This is a genomic window from Streptomyces sp. NPDC059456 (assembly GCF_042750055.1).
Taxonomy (GTDB): domain Bacteria; phylum Actinomycetota; class Actinomycetes; order Streptomycetales; family Streptomycetaceae; genus Streptomyces.
On sequence record NZ_JBHYVA010000418.1, the window covers coordinates 1 to 4,013 of the forward strand.

3 protein-coding genes are annotated in these 4,013 nt (G+C 72.1%); all 3 read left to right on the forward strand.

Annotated elements, in window-relative coordinates; genetic code table 11:
- The first annotated feature begins 176 nt into the window (after positions 1–176).
- Positions 177–2,093 carry a phosphatidylglycerol lysyltransferase domain-containing protein gene (locus tag ACFXA3_RS28815; protein WP_385191429.1) on the forward strand — a complete coding sequence of 639 codons (1,917 nt, stop codon included), beginning with the start codon at positions 177–179 and terminating at the stop codon, positions 2,091–2,093.
- A complete protein-coding gene (locus tag ACFXA3_RS28820; RefSeq protein WP_385191431.1) occupies positions 2,090–2,824 on the forward strand; it encodes a hypothetical protein in 735 nt (244 codons plus the stop codon). The genes ACFXA3_RS28815 and ACFXA3_RS28820 overlap by 4 nt, the downstream gene beginning before the upstream one ends.
- 43 nt (positions 2,825–2,867) lie before the next feature.
- The coding region (locus tag ACFXA3_RS28825) for a sensor histidine kinase (protein ID WP_385191433.1) at positions 2,868–4,013 on the forward strand (1,146 nt) is incomplete at its 3' end.

Below are 4,013 nucleotides of genomic sequence, written 5' to 3' on the forward strand. Positions count from 1 at the left end.
CCCACCCGCTATATATACACTTATATTTGTGAGTGCTGGTAATGTGTGTTAAACGGCACGGGGGACCGGGGGTACACCCCCTAGCGCCCGCTCCGGGGCGCGGTGGCTCAAGAGCGGCCGCAGGCGCCCCGGACCGGGCCACCCATGGACGGCGGCGCCCCATATCATCGCGTTTCATGGGAGAGGCCCGATTGACCAGCGCAGACACCGACCGGACCGCCGCACAGGCAGTACAGGCACAGGCCGCCAAGGCGGCCCAGGGATCCGGCAAGGACACGAACAGCAGGAAAGACGACAAGAAGGACGACAAGAAAGACGAAGGGGGCAGCCGGGGGTCCGCCCGGTCACGGCGCAGCGCCGCGTTCGCGGTCTGGTACCTGCGGGCCGTCACCTTCGTCAACTTCCTGAGCGCGGTGTGGCTTTCGCTCGGGCAGGACCTGCGGCGGCACAACACCGCCGATTTCTACACCCCGTACCTGCTCACGGCCGGCTTCGCGTCCGGCCTGTTCTCGCTGTTGCTCGCCGTCACCATGGGCCGCCGCAAGCGCGCCGCGTGGATCCTGAACCTCGTGCTCAGCGGCATGCTGCTGCTGGCCTTCGCCACCGCCGCCTTCGCCCCGTGCACCAGCGGTGACTTCAACCTCTGCTACCCGGAGTTCCGGGACCACACCCAGAACTGGGTCTCCCTCGCACTGACCGCCGGCTTCGTCGGCGCCCTGCTGCTGGGCCGCCGCGAGTTCTACGCCAAGGGCGACCGTTCCAACCCCAAGCTGGCCACCGCCGTCGGCGCCGTCGGCCTGCTGGTCACCTCGCTGCTCGCCGCGCTGATCGTCGGCGCCTCGAACACCGACCCGGACGCCGCCGACGCCACGTTCCTCGCCCGCTGGCGGTACGGCGTGATGCGGCTGATCACCCTGGAGCCGAACGCCCGCGACTACGCGTCGATCACCACGCCCGGCTGGGTCGACATCGTGATCAACGTCATGTCGACGCTGCTCCTGATCGCCGTGCTGCTCGCCGCCTTCCGCTCGCGCCGCGCCGTCGACCCGCTCACCGCGCAGGACGAGGAGAAGCTGCGCGCACTGCTCGCCCGGCAGGGCGACCGCGACTCCCTCGGCTACTTCGCGCTGCGCCGCGAGAAGTCCGTCATCTGGTCCCCGACCGGCAAGGCGGCCGTCACGTACCGGGTCGTCGGCGGCGTCTCGCTGGCCTCCGGCGACCCGATCGGCGACCCCGAGGCCTGGCCCGGCGCCATCGAGCCGTGGCTGGCCGAGGCCCGCGAGCACGGCTGGGTGCCGGCCGTGATGGGCGCGAGCGAGGAAGCGGGCCAGATCTACGCGCGACACGGACTGGACGCACTGGAGCTGGGCGACGAAGCCATCGTCGAGACCGACGAGTTCACGCTGGAGGGCCGTGCCATGCGGACCGTCCGGCAGGCTTACAACCGCGTCAAGCGCGCCGGGTACACGGTGCGCATCCGCCGCCACGCCGACATCCCCGCCGAGGAGATGGACGTGCTCCTCACCCGCGCCGACGACTGGCGCGACGGGGCGACCGAGCGCGGCTTCTCCATGGCCCTGGGCCGACTGGGCGACCCCGGCGACGGCCAGTGCGTGATGCTGGAGTGCACCGACGGCAACGGCGATCTGCGCGCCGTGCTGTCCTTCGTGCCGTGGGGCCCCAAGGGCCTGTCGCTGGACCTGATGCGCCGCGACCGCGACTCCGAGAACGGGCTGATGGAGTTCATGGTCATCGAACTCCTGGAACGCTCCAAGGAGATCGGCGTCACACAGGTCTCGCTGAACTTCGCGATGTTCCGTTCCGTCTTCGAGCGGGGGTCCAAGCTCGGCGCGGGTCCGGTGCTGCGCATGTGGCGCTCGCTGCTGAGCTTCTTCTCCCGCTGGTGGCAGATCGAGTCCCTCTACCGGGCCAACGCCAAATACCGGCCGATCTGGGAGCCGCGGTTCATGCTCTTCGAGAAGAGCTCCGACCTCCTGCGGATCGGTATCGCGGCGGGCCGGGCCGAGGGCTTCCTGGAGGCACCCGGGCTGCCGAAGTGGCTGAACCGCAAACATCTGGAGACCAATCGTTGACGGCTTGGACGACCACCCCCCTGCGGCGGTTCGCCCGCCGCGAGTGGGGGCCCCTGTTCTGGACCGTCCGGGACGCCCTGGTCCGCGACAAGTGGCGGGCGGCCCCGATGACCCTGGGGGCCGTCTGCCTGACCTCGGTCTTCCAGATCGTCCAGAACACGTCCTGGGGGTTCCAGCCGGTCCAGAACCTCGGATCGGTCAAGGCCGTCGACCCGCTGTGGCTGGCCGTGCTGCGCACCCCGCTGTCCCTGTTCGTCCCCGCCCTCGACCTGCCCGTGTGGGGGGCGCTCGCCCAGATCCTGCTGGTCTTCGGGATCTCGGAGATCTGCATCGGCTGGTGGCGCACGCTGGTCATCGGCTACGTCGCCACCCTCGCCGGAACCACGTACGCGCGGATCGGGCTCTCGCTGGGCCCCGACCACCCCTTCGGCCTGCCGCTGTCCGACCGGGTCGTCAACGACACCGGCCCGTCGGCGGCGGTGGTCGGCCTCGCGATCTACGTGTGCTGGCGCTACCGGGCGTACCTGACCGGCGCCGTCGTCATCGCGGTGATGATCGGCGAGGTGCTGGTCAAGGACAACCTGGCGGGCAAGGAGCACCTCGCGGCCATCGCCGCCGTCATGGCCGTGTGCGTGGTGCGGGCCAGGTGGGGCCCGGAGCGCTCCCGCACTCCGCTCGGCAGGCGCCCGCCCCCGGCGGCCCCGCTGCCGCCGCAGCGGCCCGGGACCTGACGGGCCCGCCCTGCCGTCCGGAGGCAGGCCGTACCGTATCGGGGTGACGACAGACCTCGGGCCGTTCGCCCCCACCCGGCAGTGGATGCGGGCCCACCCGCTCGCCACCGATGCCGTCCTCGCGCTCGGGGCGCTCGTCTCCATGGTCGTCGGCTCCTTCGCGGACCCGCACGGACCGCACGGGCCCACCTTCGGGACCCGGACCCCCGAGCCGTTCTCGCTGCTGCTGATGGTGCTGGGCGCGGCAGCGCTGGTGTTCCGGCGGCGGCGCACCCGCACCGTGCTCGCCGTGACGATCGGGCTGTGCCTGCTGGAGCTGGGCACCGGCGAGCCGCGGGCCCCCGTCGCCATGTCCACGGTGATCGCCCTGTACACGCTGGCCTCCCGCACGGACCGGCCCACCACGTGGCGGATCGCCGTGCTGACGATGGCGGGGCTGACCGGCGTGGCCATGCTGGCCGGCCCGCTGCCCTGGTACGCGCAGGAGAACATCGGCATCTTCGCCTGGACCGGGATGGCCGCGGCCGCCGGTGACGCGGTGCGCAGCCGGCGGGCGTTCATCGACGCCATCCGGGAGCGGGCCGAACGGGCCGAGCGGACCCGGGAGGAGGAGGCCCGGCGGCGGGTCGCCGAGGAGCGGCTGCGGATCGCCCGGGACCTGCACGACGTGGTGGCCCACCACATCGCCCTGGTCAACGTCCAGGCGGGAGTGGCCGCGCACGTCATGGACAAGCGGCCCGACCAGGCCAAGGAGGCCCTGGCCCACGTACGGGACGCGAGCCGCTCGGCGCTGAACGAGCTGCGGGCCACGGTCGGGCTGCTGCGGCAGTCCGGCGACCCGGAGGCACCGACCGAGCCGGCGCCGGGACTGGCCGTCCTGGACGAGCTGGTGGACACCTTCCGGCACGCCGGGCTGCCGGTGAAGGTGATGGTCGAGCTGGGCCGCGACCGGGACCCGCTGCCGGCGGCCGTGGACCTGGCGGCGTACCGGGTGATCCAGGAGGCCCTGACCAACGTGCGCAAGCACGCGGGCCACGAGGTCCGGGCCGAGGTCAGCGTGGTCCGGTTCGGCACGTCGGTGGAGGTGACGGTGCTGGACGACGGCGGAGCGGCCGGGGTCCCCGAGGACGACGGCGCGGGCGGCGGCCACGGGCTGCTCGGCATGCGCGAGCGGGCCACGGCGCTGGGC

Excerpts from the sequence above, each read along its gene's own strand:
- ACFXA3_RS28815 (WP_385191429.1), top strand. The coding sequence starts at position 177 with ATGGGAGAGGCCCGATTGACCAGCGCAGACACCGACCGGACCGCCGCA.